Here is a 13,660-nt window from a genome sequence, read left to right as displayed (position 1 = left end):
CATGGCCAAACCGAATACCTTTGTCTGTTCCTCCTGCGGCGCCAGCTTCTCGAAATGGTCGGGACGCTGCGAAGCCTGCGGCGAGTGGAATTCCATCGTCGAACAGGTGCCGCTGTCCGCGGGGCCGAGTTCAAAGTCGCTTGGCGCCCGGCGTGGCAGCACAGTGACACTCACCGATCTCTCCACCCAGGAGACCCCGCCGCCGCGCGCCACCTCCGGGCTGGAGGAACTCGACCGCGTGCTGGGCGGCGGGCTGGTGGCGGCCTCGGCCATCCTGGTGGGCGGCGATCCGGGCATCGGCAAATCCACCCTGCTGCTGCAGGCCGCCGCCGCCTTTGCCCGCAAGGGGCTGAAGACCATCTATGTCTCGGGCGAGGAGGCCACCGCCCAGGTCCGCATGCGGGCACAGCGGCTGGGGCTGGCCGAAGCGCCGGTGCGGCTGGCGGCGGAGACCAACCTGCGCAATATCCTGACCATGCTGGAGACGGAAAAGCCCCAGCTCGTCATCATCGATTCGATCCAGACCATGTGGGCCGACAATGTCGACAGCGCCCCGGGCAGCGTCACCCAGGTGCGCGCCACCGCGCATGAGCTGACCACTTTCGCCAAGCGCCATAACGTTTCCGTGATCATGGTCGGCCATGTCACCAAGGAGGGCCAGATCGCAGGCCCCCGCGTCGTCGAGCATATGGTCGACACCGTGCTCTATTTCGAAGGCGAGCGCGGCCATCAGTTCCGCATCCTGCGCGCGGTCAAGAACCGCTTTGGCCCCGCCGATGAGATCGGGGTGTTCGAGATGACCGGATCGGGCCTGGCCGAGGTGCTGAACCCCTCGGCCCTGTTCCTGTCCGAGCGCGGCCAGCCCTCGCCCGGATCGGTGGTTTTCGCCGGAATCGAGGGCACCCGCCCGGTTCTGGTCGAGCTTCAGGCGCTGGTTGCCCCCTCGCCCCATTCGCAACCGCGCCGGGCCGTGGTCGGCTGGGACGGGGCGCGGCTGTCGATGATCCTGGCCGTGCTCGAGGCCCGCTGCGGCATCCCCTTCGCGGGTCTCGACGTTTACCTAAATGTCGCGGGCGGGCTGAAGATCAGCGAACCGGCGGCTGATCTTGCCGTCGCCGCAGCGCTTCTCAGCGCGCGCGAAGATGTGGCTTTGCCGCCAGAGACGGTGGTTTTCGGGGAAATCAGCCTGTCCGGAGCCCTGCGCCCCGCCTCGCAGACCGAAAACAGGTTGAAAGAAGCCCGAAAACTTGGTTTCACCGCAGCAATCGCTCCGGCCGGCGGCAAAATCGGATCGGGCGGCGGCCTCAAGCTGACCCGGCCTGCCGACCTGACAGGATTTGTCGGCGAAATCTTCGGGGCCGGATAGAGCACAGGTAATTTCGGGCGAGGGATATGGAAGGTTTCACCATCATCGACGGGGTCGTGGCCCTGATCATCGTGGTTTCGGCACTGCTGGCCTACTCACGGGGGGTCGTGCGCGAGGCCATGGCCATCGCCGGCTGGATCATAGCGGCCGTATTGGCCTTTATGTTCGCCCCTCAGGTCGAACCGCTGGTCAAGGAAATCCCGGTGCTGGGCGGCTATATCGCCGACAGTTGCGAACTCAGCATCATCGCCGCTTTCGCCGTGGTCTTTGCCGTGGCGCTGATCGTGGTCTCCTTCTTCACACCGCTGTTTTCCTCGCTGGTACACCGCTCGGTTCTCGGTGGCCTCGACCAGGGGGCGGGGTTCCTCTTCGGGGTGGCGCGCGGTGTGCTTTTGGTGGCGATCGCCTTCTTCGTCTATGACACGGTGATGACCGGGCAGAAGTTCACCATCGTCGACGAAAGCCGCTCGGCCCAGGTATTCTCGCGGCTGAGTGGAAAGATCGAGGATCGCGACCCCCAGCAGGCGCTTGGCTGGATCACCCAGCAATACGAAAATCTGGTCGGAAGCTGCGGCGCGCCGCAATAAGCGGCCCTCCTCTCTGCCCCTCTTTCTCAACAGCCGATGGGCCAGCCGGCCCGTCGGCTGTTTTCCTATGGGTCCCCGGGATCGCCCCTTGTCGGCGCCGCCATGCGCCGCATGATCCGGAAAACTTGAGCGCTTGGCCGCATTATTGCCGTATTTTAACCACGCAATCGTCACGCTACGCGCTCTAATACACCTATTACGAATAGTTTTTTCATCCAGTACCGAATGAGTTGTGTCATGTTACCGTGTTTGGTGCTCGAAGCCCCTCCCCCCCGCCGGCCGGATTCGATTCTGGCCCCGTCCCGGCGCCCGATCCGCGCCTTTGACCGCACTTTCGCCCCCGGGACATTGCTGGAGACCGACAGCGGCTGGCGTGCGGTGGAAACCCTGCATCCCGGCGACCGCGTGCGGACGCTGCGTGGCATGGCCGTCTTGCGCCAGACCAGTCGCCAGCCGCCCGACCGCAGCCATCTGCATTGGCAGGTGCCCGCCGGGAGCCTTGGCAATTGTTCCAAGATGCGGCTGAACGCCGGTCAGCGGGTGGCGCTGCTCAATCCGCTTTGCAAGCGGCTCTTCGGCGAATCGCTGGTGCTGCTGCCGGTCCCCACCATCACCGGCTGTTTCGGCGTCCACATCATCGCAGGCTTCGCCCTGCGTTGCGGCATCGCGCTCAGCTTCGATCACGAGGAGGTGGTTTTCGCCCATACCGGCTGCCTGATGCATGTGCCAAGCCCGCATGAGCCCACCTGCCACCGGCTGCTGAGCTATCGCGAAAGCCACCAACTGCTGGCGCAGCTACAGCAAAAACTCGGTGGCGCCCCGTTGTTTTCTACAGCAATGTGTCGCTGAGCGTGGCCGTTTCGCCCCGATTCTTCTCTGATCTGCCGGCTCCGCGCGCAGCCCGGCACAGCCCTGTGGCAATGGATGCACAGGAAATCTGTGATCATTTCGTGACACTCGGCCTGCATGGCATTATGTGAGGGCTATTCCAGCCAACGGATTCGGAGCTAACCGCCGTGCCGATGCCGCAAATGCCCCCTGCGCACCCCTTTGACGATGACAAGCTGCACGAAGAGTGCGGCATTTTCGGCGTCTTGGGCGTAAAGGATGCCGCCAATTTCGTCGCCCTCGGGCTGCATGCCCTGCAACACCGGGGACAGGAGGCCGGCGGCATCGTCTCGCACGACCCCGAACAAGGGTTCAATTCGGCCCGCCGCTTCGGCTATGTCCGCGACAACTTCACCTCGACCGACATCATGCAGACCCTGCCCGGGCCGCTTGCGATCGGTCACGTCCGCTATTCCACCGCCGGGTCCAAGACCGCCGCGATCCGCGACGTGCAACCGTTCTTCGGCGAATTCTCGATGGGTGGCGCGGCGATTGCCCACAATGGCAATATCACCAACGCCAATGCGCTGCGCCGAGAGCTGATCGAACGCGGTTCGATCTTCCAATCCTCGTCCGACAGCGAATGCATCATCCATCTGATGGCGCGTTCGTTGCAACGCGACATCCCGGCCCGCATGGAAGACGCCCTGCGCCGGGTCGAGGGCGCCTTCTCGGTGGTGGCGATGACCCGCACCAAGCTGATCGGTGTGCGCGATGCGCTGGGGGTTCGGCCGCTGGTGCTGGGCCGCGTCGGCCCTGAAGAGAACGGCGGCTGGGTGCTGAGTTCCGAGACCTGCGCGCTCGACATCATCGGTGCCGACTTCGTGCGCGAAATCGAGCCGGGCGAAATGGTCGTCATCTCGCAGGAGACCGGCGTCGAAAGCCGCCGCCCCTTCCGCCAGAAGAAGTCGCGCTTCTGCATCTTCGAGCAGGTCTATTTCTCCCGTCCCGATTCCATCCTCGGCGGGCGATCCGTTTACGAGACCCGTCGCCAGATCGGTGTGGAGCTGGCCCGCGAGGCGCCGGTCGAGGCCGATCTGGTCTGCCCGGTTCCCGACAGCGGCACGCCCGCGGCAATCGGCTTCGCGCATGAAAGCGGCATTCCCTATGGCATGGGGATCATCCGCAACCAGTACATGGGCCGGACCTTCATCGAGCCGACCGAGCAGATCCGCAACATGGGCGTGCGGTTGAAGTTGAACGTCAACCGCGCGCTGATCCGCGGCAAGCGGGTGATCCTGGTCGACGACTCGGTGGTGCGCGGCACCACCTCGCGCAAGATCAAGGAAATGATCCTGGACGCCGGCGCGGCCGAGGTGCACTTCCGCATCGCCTCCCCGCCCACCGCCTGGCCGTGTTTCTATGGGGTCGACACGCCGCAGCGCGAAAAGCTTCTCGCCGCCAATATGTCGGAAGACGAGATGCGCGAATTCCTCGGTGTCGACAGCCTGAAGTTCATCTCGCTCGACGGGCTCTATCGCGCCGCGGGTGAGGCCGGGGGGCGCAACAACGCCTGCCCGCAGTTCTGCGATGCCTGCTTCTCCGGCGAATATCCTGTGGAACCGGCGGATATGATCGAACAGGGCTTTCAGCTCAAACCCGCCGCTGAATGACCTCTGGCCGGCGGGCTTTGGCCGGCCGGCAGCGCCCCCGGTTTTCCGGCCCGGGGAATCAGGATAGGCCCGACGCCGGCCCCGCATTCCGGGGCCGGAGATGAGATCGAGCCAAACCGCGCCCAGAGCGCCCGGAACCACCAGATGACCGACATGAGCAGAGCGCCGGGGGACACGCCGGCGAATGTGGCAGGGCTTGCCACAACCCCGAAGATATTGGACGAAGACGATCTGTCGCTGATCGGGCTGACCGGCGGCAGCGGCCGGTTCCGCGCCCTGGTCCGCCTGCCCGGCGGCCGGATCGAGGCGGTCACCCCCGGCAGCAAGCTCTCGCAGGGCGAGATCGTCGCCATCGACAGCGACGGGCTGATCCTGCAGCGCAATGGCAAGAGCCGGCGGATCACCTTCCCCGGCGGCTGAACCTCGCGCCGGATCTCCTGCCTTCGCGGGGCCGCGCCCGTCCCCGCAGAGGAACTGTTTACCAGTCTATCGTGCCCACTTGACGGACCTGCGGAAAACCCGCAGATCCTGGGCCATGACACAGATTGCCCTGATCACCGGTGCCTCTCGCGGCCTGGGCGCCGCCCTGGCCGAAGCTCTTTGCGAGACCCACCATATCGTCGCCGTGGCCCGCACCACCGGCGCGCTCGAGGATCTCGACGACCGGATCACCGCCAAGGGCGGCAATGCCACGCTGGCGCCGATGGACATCACCATTCCCGGCGCCATGGCGACGCTGTGCCGGGGCATCCATGACCGCTGGGGCAAGGCCGATCTCTGGTTGCACACCGCCATCCATGCCGCCCCGCTGAGCCCGGCGCATTTCATCGACGCCAAGGATTGGGACAAGTCGGTGGCGGTCAACGCCAATGCCACCGCGCTGCTGATCACCTATGTGGCGCCGCTCCTGGGCGAACACGGTCAGGCGGTGTTCTTCGACGATCCGCGCGCCGGGCAGAAGTTCTTCGGCGCCTACGGCGCCACCAAGGCGGCGCAGATCGCCCTGGCGCGCAGCTGGGCGGCCGAGACGCCGCGCACCGGCCCGCATGTGCGCATCCTCGAACCTCAGCCGATGGCGACCGCGCTGCGCGGCCGCTTCTTCCCCGGCGAGGATCGCGACACGCTGGCCCATCCCCGCGACGAGGCCGCCCGCCTGCTGGCCCAGCTCTGAAAGGCCCCGCGCGCCGCCCCGGCGCGCATCCCCGCCCGTCCCGCCGCCGTGGGGACCGCAATTTCCCCGCTTCGGCCTCCGCTTGCTTGCCCCGGCCGGCGCCGGGGGCTATCAAGGCGCAAACAGGGCGGGACCTATGCGCATACTTCTGACCAATGATGACGGCATCAACGCGCCGGGGCTGGAGATTCTCGAAGCGATCGCCGAAGAGATCGCAGGCCCCACGGGCGAGGTCTGGGTGGTTGCGCCCGCCTTCGAACAATCCGGTGTCGGCCATTCGATCAGCTATACCCGCCCGATGATGATCGCCAAGCTGGGCCATCGCCGCTTTGCGGCCGAGGGCAGCCCGGCCGACTGCGTGATGGCGGGGCTGCACGACGTGCTTCAGGGCACCAAGCCCGACCTGGTGCTCTCCGGCGTCAACCGCGGCAACAACTCGGCCGAAAACGCGCTCTATTCCGGCACCCTCGGCGGCGCCATGGAGGCGGCGCTGCAGGGCATCCCGGCAATGGCGCTGTCGCAGTATTTCGGCCCGGCCAACCTCGGGGTCGAAGACCCCTTCGATGCCGCCGCCCGGCACGGGGCCGAGGTGATCCGCAAGATCCTCGCCGCCGATCTGGACGAGGGTGAGGATTACCGGCTGTTTTACAACATCAACTTCCCGCCGGTGCCCGCCACCGAGGTGAAGGGCATTCGCGTCACCACCCAGGGCTTTCGCCGCAACACCCGGTTTTCGGTCGAACCGCACAGCTCGCCCTCGGGGCGGCGCTTTCTCTGGATCAAGGGCGGCAATCAGCACGAGCCCACCCTGCCCGGCAGCGATGCGGCGGCCAATCTCGACGGCTATGTCTCGGTCACGCCGATGCGCGCCGATCTGACCGCGCACGACCAGCTCGAGGCATTGAAGGCCATCGAATGACCGGACCCACGCCCGAGACCAAGATGCAATTTCTCTTCGCGCTGCGGTCCAAGGGCGTGACCGATCGTCGGGTTCTGAACGCGATGGAAGAAATCGACCGCGGCCCCTTCGTGCGCGGCATCTTCTCGGAACGCGCCTATGAGGACATGCCGCTGCCGATCGCCTGCGGCCAGACCATCAGCCAACCCTCGGTGGTCGGGCTGATGACCCAGGCGCTGCAGATCAATCCGCGCGACAAGGTGCTCGAGGTCGGCACCGGCTCGGGCTATCAGGCGGCGATCCTCAGCAAGCTGGCGCGGCGGGTCTATACCGTCGATCGCCACCCCCGACTGGTGCGCGAGGCCCGCGTGGTGTTCGAAACGCTGTCGCTCAGCAATATCACCGCGATCACTGCCGACGGCAGCCACGGCTTGCCGGAACAGGCGCCCTTCGACCGCATCCTGGTGACCGCCGCCGCCGAGGATCCGCCCGGCCCGCTCTTGGCGCAGTTGAAAATCGGCGGTATCATGGTGGTGCCGGTCGGCCAGTCCGACACCGTGCAGACCCTGATCCGGGTCCGCCGCGACGAAGACGGATTCGACTATGACGAAATCCGGCCGGTGCGTTTCGTGCCTCTGCTCGAAGGGCTGGGGCAGGATGTGTGACCCGTCGCGCAGACGACCTGCACGACCCTTATTAGGTGAACCGCAAAGCCCCGGGAAACAGGGGACATGCATTGAGGACCACGAGATGTCATTTGCCGCCAATCTGCCTGCCGGCGTAAAACCGTCGCACCGCCTGCTGCTGGCCGCCGCCGGGCTTGCCCTGCTTGCTGGCTGCTCCGAGCCGCTCGACTTCGACCTGCGCGGCAATCTGGGCGGCTTCAGTACCGCCGAGGCCGCGCGCAATGTCGGCACCGCCAATCGCCCCCAGCCGGATGATCGCGGCATCATCTCCTATCCCAGCTATCAAGTCGCCGTCGCCCGCCGCGGCGATACCGTCGGCTCGCTCGCCCAGCGCATCGGCCTGCCGCCGGACGAACTGGCCCGCTTCAACGGCGTCACCACCGGTGACACGCTGCGCCCGGGAGAGGTGATGGCCCTGCCCCGCCGGGTCTCGGAGCCGCCCGCCGGCGGCCCCGGCTCGATCGACATCGCGACGCTTGCCGGCAGCGCCATCGACGCCTCGCCCGCGACCACGCCGAAGAAGGTGGAAACCGCCAGCCTCGAACCGGCGCAGAGCGCAGCCGCGGCCAGCCCAGCTCCCGCGGCCACCCCGGCACCGGCGGCAGCGCCACAGCCGCAACGGGTGGAGCCGGTCCGCCACAAGGTGGAGCGCGGCGAAACCGCCTATACCATCTCGCGGCTCTATCAGGTGCCGGTGAAGTCGCTGGCCGAATGGAACGGGCTTGGCTCGGATTTCGCCATCCGCGAGGGACAATATCTGCTGATCCCGGTCAAGGATCAGCCCGCCCCCAGCCGCGCGACGCCCGTGGTCGACACCACCCCGCCGGGCGTCGGATCGCCGACGCCGCCGCCGCCGAGTTCGACCCAGCCACTGCCCGACGAGAAGATCGCCGCCAAGGCGCCCGAGCCGCCGAAGGTCTCGGTCGGCCAGCCCAGCAAGCCGAGTTCGGCCGCCATGGCCATGCCGATCAGCGGTGGCAAGATCATCCGCTCCTATTCCAAGGGCAAGAACGACGGCATCGACATCGCCGGCACCGCCGGCAACCCGGTGATGGCGGCCGAAGGCGGCACCGTCGCGGCAATCACCCAGGACGCCGACCAGGTGCCGATCATCGTGCTGCGGCACGACGCCAACCTGCTGACCGTCTATGCCAATGTGGGCGCCATCGCCGTCAACAAGGGTGATCGGGTCAAACGCGGCCAGAAGCTCGCCGAGCTGCGCCCAGGCGCCCAGGCCTATCTGCATTTCGAGGTCCGCGACGGCTTTGAAAGCGTCGATCCGGCGCCCTATCTGAAATAAGCCCCATTCCCAAGACGAAGGGCCGGAAAACCGCGTGGTTTCCGGCCCTTTTTATCGCGCCTGATGCGCCCCTAACGGGGCGCAGCCTTCGGCGAGAGTATTTTTGCAGAGAAGAAGCTGCGGACGGCGCAGCTGACGTTCAGAGCTTGACGCCCTGCCGACCGGCCAGATCGGTGAAGAATTGCCAGGCCACCCGACCCGAACGCGCGCCCCGCGTCGCCTGCCATTCGATCGCCTCGGCGCGCAGGACCTCGGGGTCGACCGTCACGCCGTAATGGGCGCAATAGCGGTCGATCATCGCCAGATATTCGTCCTGGTTGCAGGGATGGAAGCCCAGCCAGAGGCCGAAGCGGTCGCTGAGCGAGACCTTCTCCTCCACCGCCTCGGAGGGGTTGATCGCGCTGGAGCGCTCGTTCTCGATCATGTCGCGCGGCATCAGGTGACGCCGGTTCGAGGTGGCATAGAGCACCACGTTTTCCGGCCGCCCCTCGATGCCGCCGTCCAGCACCGCCTTGAGGCTCTTGTAATGCTGGTCGTCATGGCTGAACGACAGGTCATCGCAGAACAGGATGAACCGCTGCGGCGCGCCGCGCAGATGCGTCAGCAGCCGGCCGACGCTGGGCAGATCCTCGCGCTGCAGCTCCACCAGCTTCAGATCGGGATGCTCTGCCGCCACTTCAGCATGGATGGCCTTGACCAGGCTCGATTTCCCCATCCCGCGCGAGCCCCAGAGCAGCGCGTTATTGGCGCTGAACCCCCCGGCGAAGCGGCGGGTATTGTCGAGCAATGTGTCACGCGACCGGTCGATCCCCACCAGCAGGTCCATCCGCACCCGGTTGATCCGCGCCACCGGCTCCAGCCGGTCGGGCTCCACATGCCAGACAAATCCCTCTGCGCAGGTGAAGTCGGGCGCCGGCATCGGCGCCGGGGCGATCCGTTCCAGCGCCTCGGCGATGCGGGTGAGCGCGGTCTGATCCATATCGGCCATGATTTGTCCTCCAATCCGTCGGCATGGTTCAAACCACGAAGCCCCGGCCGCAACAAGAGGCTGGACACACAAAGGGCGCGCGGTTGCCCGGCGCGCCCTTCGCACGAGGTATTCAGTTCGGCCTAGTCATCCTTGAACTCGTAGGCGAGGTCGTCATCGGCCTCTTCCTCGTCATCGAAATAGCCTTCTTCGCGCAGCCGCTCGTCACGCTTCTTCTCGACCCGACGGACCAGGAAGATCGAAATCTCGTAAAGCCCGTAGACCACGGTGAAGAGGATGATCTGCGTCACCACATCGGGCGGCGTCACGATGGCGGCCAGGATCAGGATCGCGACCACCGCGTATTTGCGCACCCCCGCCAGACCCGCCGCGCTGACCAGCCCGGCCTTGCCCATCAGCGTCAGCAGAACCGGCAGCTGGAAGCAGAGCCCGAAGGCGATGATGAACTTGATCGTCAGGTTCAGGTATTCCTGGGCCGAGCCCTGGAACACCACGCTGAGCGGCGCGGCTCCGCCCTCGACCGCCGCGCCATCGGAGGCGAACTGCTGGAAGCCAAGGAAGAACTTATAGGCCATCGGCGTGACCACGAAGAAGGCGAAGGCCGCCCCCAGGATGAACATGAAGGGCGAGGCGACCAGGAAGGGCAGGAAAGCTCCCTTCTCCGACTTGTAGAGACCCGGCGCCACGAAGCGCCACATCTGATAGGCGATATAGGGGAAGGACAGCATGAGCCCGCCCACCAGCGACACCTTGATCGCCACGAAGAAGCCTTCCTGCGGGCTGATGAAGATCAGATCGCAATCCTGGCCCCGATCCGCCAGCACCTGGCACAGCGGCGTGGTCAGGAAGTTGAAGATCGGCGTGGCCACGGTGAAACAGAGGACCATCCCGACAAGGAAGGCCACCACGGAATGGATCAGCCGCGTGCGCAGCTCGGCCAGATGCTCGATCAGCGGGGCGGAGCTGTCGTCGATCTCGTCAGTGTCGGTCTTGCTCATATCTTGCTCTCGGGCTCCTCCGGAGCGGCGGGGGCGGATGCGGTGGCGGTCATCGCCTGCAGATCAGCCTCAGCCTCCTCGGCTTTTTTCAAGGCCTCTTCGGCCTCACGCGCTTTGCGTTCCGCTGCGGCGCGGGCGGTGGCGGCCTGGATGCGCTTGGTGTCCTCGGCGCGCTGCGCGGCCAGCTTGCCGGTCTCGCTTTCGGGATCGAACTTGTCCTTGCCCAACCCCTCGGTCAGACCGCGGGCGGCATCCTTGACCCCATCCATCGCCGAGCCCAGCGGGTTCGTCGCCGTCTTGAAGGTCTTGGCGACGTCGCGCACGCCGGATTCATCCGCCGCCTCGTTCATCGCGCGGCTGAATTCCCGGGCCATGCCGCGCGCCTTGCCGACGAAGCGGCCGACGTTGCGGAACAGCACCGGCAGATCCTTCGGCCCCACCACGATCAGCGCGACCACGCCGATCACCAGCAGCTCGGACCACCCCATGTCGAACATGGGTGGTTACGCCTTGTCTTTTTCAGACTCGGTCGCGGGCGTCACATCCTTGGCCGCCGCGGCCGTATCCTCTTCCAGCTCCTTGGTGCCGTCGGTCACCCCCTTCTTGAAGGCGGTGATGCCCTTGCCCACCTCGCCCATCAGCGAACTGATCTTGCCGCGCCCGAAGAGCACCAGCACCACGACGGCAATCAGAAGAAGGCCGGGAAGGCCGATATTGTTCAGCATGATAAATCTCCTGTCTGTCAAACCGACGCGGCGCACCGCAACCAGTTCGTTCCCGTTCTGAATACCGCAGCCCCGCCGCCAACGAAAAGAACAGCCGGTCACGCGGGCCCCGCCATGAGGGTGAAAAATGCGCCCTCGCCGGAGGATGGAAACACTCCTGACAGGTTTATGTCAGTTGTACCCCGATAAAGGAGCCCCAGGCAACATGGAAAGGACTGCCCGATGACCCAGATCGCTGAAATCGTAACCTTCACCCTCGCCCCCGGCGTCACCTGCGACACCTTCGTCGCCCTCAGCCAGGCGTCGGAGGCCTTCGTGCGCGCCGCGCCGGGGTTCGTCACCCGCCAGCTCAGCCGCGGCGAGGACGGCCGCTGGACCGACTATGTCATCTGGCGTGACCTGGCCGCCGCCCAGGCGGTGGCGCGCCAGTTCCCGCAGCAGGACTTCACCCCGGCGCTGATCGCCGCCATCGCCCCCGGCAGCCTCAGCCTGCGACATGAACGGGTGGAATGGGCCATGCCCGCTTGACGCCGGGGCGGCCGTTGCGCCAAGGGTGATCCATGCGCCGCACCGACCGCCTGTTCGACATCATCCAGATCCTGCGCGACGGCAAGCTGCACCGCGCGCAGGACATCGCCGACCGGCTCGAGGTTTCGGTCCGCACCATCTACCGCGACATGGACACGCTGATCGCCTCCGGCGTGCCGGTGCAGGGCGAACGCGGCATGGGCTATATGGCGGTGGAGGCGATCACCCTGCCCCCCTTGACCCTGACCGCCGCCGAGCTCGAGGCGCTGAACCTCGGCATGGCGATCGTGGCCGAGGCGGCCGATCCCGATCTGAAGACGGCGGCGCTGTCGCTCGCCGACAAGATCGACGCGGTGCTGCCAACCCAGACCGTGGCCGAGGCGGATGCGTGGAAATTCGCGGTCTATCCCTTCGCAGACGCCGCCCGTGGCTTTTCCCACATGCCGGCGCTGCGCGCCGCCATCAAGGGCCGGCAGAAACTGCGGCTGAGCTATCGGCGGATCGACGGCACCCTGACCGAGCGCACCATCCGACCACTGCACATGGAATATTGGGGGCGGGTCTGGACGCTCACCGCCTGGTGCGACTTGCGCGACGATTTCCGGGTGTTCCGCGTCGACCTGATCGAAGAGGCGGCGCCGCTGCCGGAACTCTTCGTCGACGAACCGGGCAAGACCTACGCCGACTACCTCGCCACCATGGGCTGATCGCGGCGCTTTTTCTGGCCAGCAATATCCCCGCCGGAGGCAAGCCGCGCCAGCGGCGTTTCACCATAGACGCCCCCGGGGCCGCCCTTCGGCAAGAGCACGGCCTTCTGGCGAAGGATCGGTGGTGAAAGCTCCGGCCAATGATGGAACACGCGAACGCAGCCCGGGGCTACGCCGGTTCGGCGCTGAAGTGAGGCGGACCAGAAAACGCTCCGGGGGGAGCGTTTTCCCGGCGCGCCTTCCCCGGGGCTACGCCCGTTCGGCGCTGAAAACGGTCCACTGGACCGTTTTCCCGGCGCGCCTCACCCCAGTTCAAACGTGGTGACGCCGAAGACCCGGGTCAGATCGACCTTGGGCGCCGGGCCACGGTACATCCGCGCGGTCTCGAAAACCGGGCGCAATCCCAGTTGCCGCGCCATCAGCACCGCCTCGACATTGGGCTCGGGCACGTCCAGGAACACCTGGGTGCCCTGCGGCAGCCCTCCGATCAGATCGCCCAGCACCGCCCGCGCCGCCCGCAGGTCACGCGCCACCAGCGGGCCGATCTTATAGCCCTCGCGACAGGCCCGCAGCGTACCGAAGCCCACCAGCGTCTCGCCGTCCCAGGCGGCGACGGAGCGGTGGCCGGGGGCGGCCAGCCAGCCCTCCCAGAAACCGCTGCGCCGGGCGGGAAACACCCTTGCGTCCATCCGCTCCAACGCCTCGAAGGGGGCGGTCACCGGGCGCAGCTTTACCCCCTCGACCGGCGCGATCGGCCCGGAAGCTCCGCCGAAACGGATATTCCGATAGGCCAGATCGAAGCCGGCGCGCTGATAATTCGCCTGCTGCGTCACCACCCCGTCAAGCCCGACGACCCGCTCGCCGGCATGCTCCAGCGCCGCCTGCCAGAGCCGCAACCCATGTCCCATCCCGCGCCAGTCGGGGTGCACCATGTAGAAGCCCAGAAAGGCGAAGTCGGAATCGTAATTCACCACCGAGATCGAGGCGATCATCTCCCCTCCCTGGCGGCCGGCGAAAAACCCCTCGGGATCGACGCGGGCGAAACACTCCATGTCACTCGCCCCCGGATTCCACCCCTCGGACGCCGCCCATTCGGCGATGCGCGCCCGCTCCGCCTCGGTCATCCTGCCGATGTGATCCATGATAGCACCCTCCTGCTTGTCGCGGCCTCCTCTGCAGAGGAGTATCGCCAAGCCGGGAGAGTC

16 protein-coding genes are annotated in these 13,660 nt (G+C 66.4%); 11 read left to right on the top strand and 5 right to left on the bottom strand.

Annotation, left to right across the window (positions count from 1 at the left end; translation table 11 throughout):
* The first annotated feature begins 1 nt into the window (after window position 1).
* The 9 genes from radA (at window position 2) to ACN0V4_RS04490 (ending at window position 8,509) form a co-directional block, all read left to right on the top strand.
* Entirely contained in the window at window positions 2-1,366 is a 1,365-nt protein-coding gene (radA, locus tag ACN0V4_RS04530) for a DNA repair protein RadA (RefSeq protein ID WP_417673444.1), read from the top strand.
* Window positions 1,367-1,392: 26 nt separating this feature from the next.
* Window positions 1,393-1,953 (top strand): CvpA family protein, encoded by a 561-nt coding sequence (locus ACN0V4_RS04525; RefSeq protein ID WP_417673442.1) that lies wholly within the window; start codon window positions 1,393-1,395, stop codon window positions 1,951-1,953.
* Window positions 1,954-2,190: 237 nt separating this feature from the next.
* A complete protein-coding gene (locus ACN0V4_RS04520) occupies window positions 2,191-2,802 on the top strand; it encodes a Hint domain-containing protein (RefSeq protein WP_417673440.1) in 612 nt (203 codons plus the stop codon).
* Window positions 2,803-2,984: 182 nt separating this feature from the next.
* Entirely contained in the window at window positions 2,985-4,454 is a 1,470-nt protein-coding gene (purF, locus tag ACN0V4_RS04515) for an amidophosphoribosyltransferase (RefSeq protein ID WP_417673438.1), read from the top strand.
* Window positions 4,455-4,598: 144 nt separating this feature from the next.
* Window positions 4,599-4,874, top strand: a complete 276-nt coding sequence (locus ACN0V4_RS04510) for a hypothetical protein (RefSeq protein ID WP_417673436.1) — start codon at window positions 4,599-4,601, stop codon at window positions 4,872-4,874.
* A gap of 115 nt (window positions 4,875-4,989) precedes the next feature.
* Window positions 4,990-5,625 (top strand): SDR family NAD(P)-dependent oxidoreductase, encoded by a 636-nt coding sequence (locus ACN0V4_RS04505; protein ID WP_417673434.1) that lies wholly within the window; start codon window positions 4,990-4,992, stop codon window positions 5,623-5,625.
* Between the two features lie 136 nt (window positions 5,626-5,761).
* Window positions 5,762-6,544 carry a 5'/3'-nucleotidase SurE gene (gene surE / locus ACN0V4_RS04500; protein WP_417673432.1) on the top strand — a complete coding sequence of 261 codons (783 nt, stop codon included), beginning with the start codon at window positions 5,762-5,764 and terminating at the stop codon, window positions 6,542-6,544.
* Window positions 6,541-7,188 carry a protein-L-isoaspartate(D-aspartate) O-methyltransferase gene (locus ACN0V4_RS04495; RefSeq protein ID WP_417673430.1) on the top strand — a complete coding sequence of 216 codons (648 nt, stop codon included), beginning with the start codon at window positions 6,541-6,543 and terminating at the stop codon, window positions 7,186-7,188. The genes surE and ACN0V4_RS04495 overlap by 4 nt, the downstream gene beginning before the upstream one ends.
* A gap of 85 nt (window positions 7,189-7,273) precedes the next feature.
* Entirely contained in the window at window positions 7,274-8,509 is a 1,236-nt protein-coding gene (locus tag ACN0V4_RS04490; RefSeq protein WP_417673428.1) for a LysM peptidoglycan-binding domain-containing protein, read from the top strand.
* Window positions 8,510-8,648: 139 nt separating this feature from the next.
* Here the strand turns inward: ACN0V4_RS04490 and ACN0V4_RS04485 are convergent, their stop codons facing one another.
* The 4 genes from ACN0V4_RS04485 to ACN0V4_RS04470 all read right to left on the bottom strand — a co-directional run bounded on the left by ACN0V4_RS04485 (window position 8,649) and on the right by ACN0V4_RS04470 (window position 11,220).
* Window positions 8,649-9,488, bottom strand: coding sequence for an ATP-binding protein (locus tag ACN0V4_RS04485; protein WP_417673918.1), 840 nt, complete (start codon window positions 9,486-9,488; stop codon window positions 8,649-8,651).
* Window positions 9,489-9,619: 131 nt separating this feature from the next.
* Window positions 9,620-10,495, bottom strand: a complete 876-nt coding sequence (gene tatC, locus ACN0V4_RS04480; RefSeq protein ID WP_417673426.1) for a twin-arginine translocase subunit TatC — start codon at window positions 10,493-10,495, stop codon at window positions 9,620-9,622.
* The gene (gene tatB / locus ACN0V4_RS04475) at window positions 10,492-10,992 is read right to left on the bottom strand and encodes a Sec-independent protein translocase protein TatB (RefSeq protein WP_417673424.1); all 501 of its coding nucleotides are present in this window, start codon (window positions 10,990-10,992) and stop codon (window positions 10,492-10,494) included. Before tatB ends, tatC begins: the two co-directional genes overlap by 4 nt.
* 6 nt (window positions 10,993-10,998) lie before the next feature.
* Entirely contained in the window at window positions 10,999-11,220 is a 222-nt protein-coding gene (locus tag ACN0V4_RS04470; protein ID WP_417673422.1) for a twin-arginine translocase TatA/TatE family subunit, read from the bottom strand.
* Between the two features lie 222 nt (window positions 11,221-11,442).
* Here ACN0V4_RS04470 and ACN0V4_RS04465 point away from each other — a divergent pair, with 222 nt between their 5' ends.
* On the top strand, window positions 11,443-11,748 hold the full coding sequence (locus ACN0V4_RS04465) for a hypothetical protein (protein ID WP_417673420.1): 306 nt from the start codon (window positions 11,443-11,445) through the stop codon (window positions 11,746-11,748).
* 32 nt (window positions 11,749-11,780) lie between these two features.
* Window positions 11,781-12,455: a helix-turn-helix transcriptional regulator gene (locus ACN0V4_RS04460; RefSeq protein WP_417673418.1), complete on the top strand. Its 675-nt coding sequence runs from the start codon at window positions 11,781-11,783 to the stop codon at window positions 12,453-12,455.
* A gap of 302 nt (window positions 12,456-12,757) precedes the next feature.
* On the opposite strand, the gene ACN0V4_RS04455 is transcribed toward ACN0V4_RS04460, so the two are convergent.
* Window positions 12,758-13,597 carry a GNAT family N-acetyltransferase gene (locus ACN0V4_RS04455; RefSeq protein WP_417673416.1) on the bottom strand — a complete coding sequence of 280 codons (840 nt, stop codon included), beginning with the start codon at window positions 13,595-13,597 and terminating at the stop codon, window positions 12,758-12,760.
* Window positions 13,598-13,660 lie beyond the last annotated feature (63 nt).

The organism is Pseudodonghicola sp., from assembly GCF_048268305.1.
Classification (GTDB): domain Bacteria; phylum Pseudomonadota; class Alphaproteobacteria; order Rhodobacterales; family Rhodobacteraceae; genus Pseudodonghicola.
This window is presented reverse-complemented; position numbering and strand designations above follow the sequence as displayed.

Coding starts and splice junctions, on each gene's coding strand:
- ACN0V4_RS04455 (WP_417673416.1), bottom strand. CDS start 13,597: ATGGATCACATCGGCAGGATGACCGAGGCGGAGCGGGCGCGCATCGCC.
- radA (WP_417673444.1), top strand. CDS start 2: ATGGCCAAACCGAATACCTTTGTCTGTTCCTCCTGCGGCGCCAGCTTC.
- ACN0V4_RS04470 (WP_417673422.1), bottom strand. CDS start 11,220: ATGCTGAACAATATCGGCCTTCCCGGCCTTCTTCTGATTGCCGTCGTG.
- surE (WP_417673432.1), top strand. CDS start 5,762: ATGCGCATACTTCTGACCAATGATGACGGCATCAACGCGCCGGGGCTG.
- ACN0V4_RS04505 (WP_417673434.1), top strand. CDS start 4,990: ATGACACAGATTGCCCTGATCACCGGTGCCTCTCGCGGCCTGGGCGCC.
- ACN0V4_RS04490 (WP_417673428.1), top strand. CDS start 7,274: ATGTCATTTGCCGCCAATCTGCCTGCCGGCGTAAAACCGTCGCACCGC.
- tatC (WP_417673426.1), bottom strand. CDS start 10,495: ATGAGCAAGACCGACACTGACGAGATCGACGACAGCTCCGCCCCGCTG.
- purF (WP_417673438.1), top strand. CDS start 2,985: ATGCCCCCTGCGCACCCCTTTGACGATGACAAGCTGCACGAAGAGTGC.
- ACN0V4_RS04520 (WP_417673440.1), top strand. CDS start 2,191: ATGTTACCGTGTTTGGTGCTCGAAGCCCCTCCCCCCCGCCGGCCGGAT.
- ACN0V4_RS04485 (WP_417673918.1), bottom strand. CDS start 9,488: ATGGATCAGACCGCGCTCACCCGCATCGCCGAGGCGCTGGAACGGATC.
- ACN0V4_RS04465 (WP_417673420.1), top strand. CDS start 11,443: ATGACCCAGATCGCTGAAATCGTAACCTTCACCCTCGCCCCCGGCGTC.
- ACN0V4_RS04510 (WP_417673436.1), top strand. CDS start 4,599: ATGACCGACATGAGCAGAGCGCCGGGGGACACGCCGGCGAATGTGGCA.
- tatB (WP_417673424.1), bottom strand. CDS start 10,992: ATGTTCGACATGGGGTGGTCCGAGCTGCTGGTGATCGGCGTGGTCGCG.
- ACN0V4_RS04460 (WP_417673418.1), top strand. CDS start 11,781: ATGCGCCGCACCGACCGCCTGTTCGACATCATCCAGATCCTGCGCGAC.
- ACN0V4_RS04495 (WP_417673430.1), top strand. CDS start 6,541: ATGACCGGACCCACGCCCGAGACCAAGATGCAATTTCTCTTCGCGCTG.
- ACN0V4_RS04525 (WP_417673442.1), top strand. CDS start 1,393: ATGGAAGGTTTCACCATCATCGACGGGGTCGTGGCCCTGATCATCGTG.